Source organism: Pseudomonas sp. B2021 (assembly GCF_018135665.1).
Classification (GTDB): Bacteria; Pseudomonadota; Gammaproteobacteria; order Pseudomonadales; family Pseudomonadaceae; genus Aquipseudomonas; species Aquipseudomonas lactis.
This window is the reverse complement of the sequence record NZ_SMOF01000011.1, coordinates 1-3,954: the sequence shown is the minus strand read 5'-3', so window position 1 is coordinate 3,954 and position 3,954 is coordinate 1. Positions and strand designations below refer to the sequence as shown.

The window sequence follows — 3,954 nt, the reverse complement described above, 5'->3', positions numbered from 1 at the left end:
TGTGCAGCAGTGCGTCGCCTTCGCGGGCGGCCCAAAGATCCTCACTCATTGCTCAGGCTCGAGCTGAGCGGCTATTGGGTTCATGCGTAATAGTCGATGAAGTCTTCCAGTGAGGACTGGACTGTGTTTTTTCTGGAGGCGCTTTTGATTGATGGGATATGCGGCAATATGTTTGTTTTAAGTTCATTGGCCACGGCAGCCATGTCGTTATCGAGTGCTTCGACAGTGTTGTCCGACATGATGTCAAGCAGTGCGGCAAACAGTCGATATTCATCGCTGCCCGCCCGGTTGTCAGGATCCAACGGAGCATCATTCTGGCCTACCAAATAATCCAGAGGGTTGAACAGCTCAAAACCGAAATACTGATCCTCCGCCAGGAGTATCGTGAAGTCCTTTCCAAGGTTGACTCGGGTGAGCGCTTCTTTTTTAGTGGGAGGGCGCATGAAGCAAGACAACTGTCGGCCAAGAGGATCAAATAGTCTGAGCATGGTCGGCAGAACGTTAAAGACCGGTTTATGAAGTTTGATGCGGCCGGTTATTGTTTTATCGATCCTGAAAGTAGCCAGATGATTTTCTCCTGGTACGGAGAGCTCCAGGCAAGCCAGGTCGCCGTTTTCAGAGAATGAAAAGAGGTCGGAATTCTCTGAAATCCAATGCTCGGAGTTCGTATGCGGTTTGCGTGATGTGTCGAGGCGGACCACGGAAGAATTGGTGTCGAAAACCCATATGACAGACGCATCTTCATAATAGAGTTGCGAGGTTTCTATCAATTCAATGTTGGGGGTGATCAGCACTTTCAAATGTCTTCCATTCTCGTCTTTTCAAACTCATTCTGTTGTGTATAAGTAAATTGCATCTTCGGTAATATAAATTATGTTGCCGTTTGGGTACGACTCTACTGGCGCAATCAAAAGCTCACGAAGATCGCCTGAGGTCTCGGCATTATCCAGGAAACTCAATAGATCGGTTTTTTCTGATTTGCAAAGTTCACCTTTGAAGATTTTTTTCTTGCCTTTGGTAATAAAAAGTTTGTTGGCAACGTAGTAACAGTCTGAGGTTAAAAAAGGTCGCAGCTTGGTCAATGAGTCAAGCACATGAGTGAAATTACCCGACAGGACAGTTTTGAGCATCATTGAAGAAATCTGCTCAATGTTTTCATTCGGGCCTAACCCGATTTTTTTGAGTGTTTCAAATCGATATTCATTTTTCATATCAATTCGGGACGTCATAAAATATATGACCATCCCCTCCATTGTTGTACCACTTGATGTGCGGTGTATCCCCAAAGCCGCCTTCTGGAGCCATATGTTGCTCATAGCCCTTAGGGTACTTCGCTACGCCGTCGGCGCGCGCACTCTGAGTATGGGCCTTATAGCGGTTCATATTACCTTGTGATTCTTTCAAAAACGCTTTGGCGTCCGAGCTTGATTTTACCTTGACCTGAAATTTTTCACCGTTAGCCATGGCTGCCCGGTTATCCAGGACGGCCTGTTTCCACTCCTTGGAGCCTTTGGTCAACGTGGGCATTTTCGAGGCTTTTTGGTTCAGCTTCCCTTTGTAAGCGCCGCACGCCAATCCTTTGGGGTCAATCCAGCCCGAGGGGTTTTGAGCATATTGATAAAGGTTCAATCCGCCCGCCAGTCCAATCGGATCCGGCGTTATGAATCGTCCAACATCGGGATCATAAAACCTGAACGTGTTGAAGTGCAGTCCGACTTCCCGATCCAGATATTGCCCTTGGAACCGTACGTTTTGCTCTTCCAAAAAAGAAGCTTCGTGCCACTCTTCTGAGGTATTGCCCCACACTCGAAAATGCGCCTGCCACACGATATGACCGTTGGTTTGCGTTAGCTGTTCAGGCATGCCGTTCAGGTCGTTATGGTAGTACCGCACATGTTGATGCTGGCCAGTGCCATCCACCCGTGCGATAGGCTCGTAACCGTCATCTTCATAGAGATAAAGGCTGGCCTGCCCGTTTCGATACTCCTTCAGCAACCGCAAGCCATCCCAGTCGAAGCGGGTTTCTCCCAAGCGAAACCCACGCTGATCATGTTCTGTTTTGCCAATACGCCGGCCCAGTGGGTCATACACCATCCGCACCAGCGTCTCCCGCTCGCCTTTCTGGTTACGGACTTCGATCAGTCGATGTTCGGCATCGTAGGCAAAGCGCTGTAAACCATGCATGGCGCTACGCTTTTCGATCATGCGACCAAAAGCATCGTATCGATAGCGCTTGTCTTGATAAGTGAGAAGCCGGTTATACCTTACCAATCCACTCTGCAGCGGAGCGTCGAGCAAGTTGGCGGCTGCGTCGTAAGCATAGGTTTCGCGATGACTCTGACGATAGCTGACCAGCACACGACCGGTACTGTCGTAACCCATATGTTCCTGATAGTCGAGTTGTCGATCGGTACGGCGGCGTCCGATCAGGTTGTCGCATGGGTCATAGCTGTAGTCGGTCTCGACCAATGGTGGCAACTGCCAAGGCTGATCAATGCTGCGGCGCTGGCGTGAACGTACCCTGCCACTTCGATCATAGGCCGTATTCGTTTTGACTTGGCCCTGAGTACGCTGCACTTCGCGATGCAAGCGATCACGCTCGAAATCGCTAATGACGTGGCCGTCAAGATTCAACTGATGAAGATGGCCACTGCCGTAGTAAAGTCTGTTCAACCACCGTCCATCAGGCAATCCAGTTTGGGTCAAGTTTCCTAACTCGTCGTAACGATGCTGCACAGAACCTGCAGAGCTTTGCTCCTCAAGCAGTTGCCCTAGCGGGTCATAGCTGAAACTGAGTACCTGCTGGCAACCGTCAAGGGCCGTGAAGGTTATTCCGACCAATTGGTCACGCAGATCATGCTCAAAAACTGTGGTTCCGTCGGCGGTGGTTTTACTGGTCAGGCGTCCTAGTGGGTCGCGCTGGAATTGGTGCCTGATTGGAGCCACCGGTTCGCCTTCGATCCCCGGCAGATAGTCCAAGGCCACAACCTCAGCCAATGGGTCATAGGTATAGCAGCGTCGACTCAGGTCAAGGTCTTGTTGTTGGACCAACCGGTTAGCCGCGTCCCATTCGAAGTGGTAGCTTTCGCCATTCTCATTGGTCAGTTTCAGCAATCGGCCATAGGCATCATGATCGAACATGACCGTGCGGTTATACGCATCCCAACGTTGTTTGACCTGACCGCGCAGGGTGTAGGCGTAGCGCGTGGAGCTGCCGGCGGGGTCGATATAGGCCGACAGATATCCATTGGCGCTACGTTGAAATTGCTCTATGCGACCATCCGGCAGCAGGCACTCCAGAAGTAGTCCCCGGGGGTTGTACCGATAGCGCACGGACTCCCCTTCAGCATTAATTTGCGTCACTTGATTGCCGAACGCGTCGTACTCATAGCGAGTGGGATAACCCGAGCAGTCCACTTCTTCGACCAGTTGGCTCCACTCGTTCCAATGCAATGTTCTGGTTTTTTCCATCGCATCGATGATGCGTACAGGCTGGCCGAAACCGTCATAGACATAGCGCGTACGGTTGCCCAGGGGGTTGATTTCCTCGATGCAGTTACCACGCTGGTCGTAGCGGTAATGCCAGCTGTGGCCCGCAGTGTCGGTTTCCACCTCGGGCAATGCCCAATGCGCCAGCCACTGCGTGCTGCTGGTTCTGGACAGTGGATCGATGACAGCGCTCAGGTTGCCGCACGCGTCATAGTTGAAACGCCACTGGCCGTTTTGCGGGTCAATCGCACCGAGCAGTTGGCGATCTTCGCTCCACTCAAACTGCCACGTATGGCCCAGGTTATCGACGTAGCGAGTGATCTGGTACTGCGGGTTCCAATGCCGTGTGCTGATCCGCATCAGCCCGTCGGTCACACGGGTAATGCCGGCATCGAGGTCGTATTCGAAGCTGTATTCATCGCCCGCATCTGTCCAGTGCCGACTGACGCGCCATTCCTGGCCGTC

The 3,954-nt window shown here is 51.8% G+C and carries 3 protein-coding genes; all 3 read right to left on the bottom strand.

The window, feature by feature from the left end; translation table 11 throughout:
• Positions 1-80 precede the first annotated feature (80 nt).
• Positions 81-800 carry a hypothetical protein gene (locus E1K68_RS27385; RefSeq protein ID WP_212614950.1) on the bottom strand — a complete coding sequence of 240 codons (720 nt, stop codon included), beginning with the start codon at positions 798-800 and terminating at the stop codon, positions 81-83.
• 27 nt (positions 801-827) lie between these two features.
• A complete protein-coding gene (locus E1K68_RS27380; RefSeq protein WP_137205442.1) occupies positions 828-1,211 on the bottom strand; it encodes a hypothetical protein in 384 nt (127 codons plus the stop codon).
• Between the two features lies 1 nt (position 1,212).
• A partial coding sequence (locus tag E1K68_RS27375) for an RHS repeat-associated core domain-containing protein (protein WP_212614949.1) occupies positions 1,213-3,954 on the bottom strand: 2,742 nt, incomplete at its 5' end.

Excerpts from the sequence above, each read along its gene's own strand:
- E1K68_RS27380 (WP_137205442.1), bottom strand. The coding sequence starts at position 1,211 with ATGAAAAATGAATATCGATTTGAAACACTCAAAAAAATCGGGTTAGGC.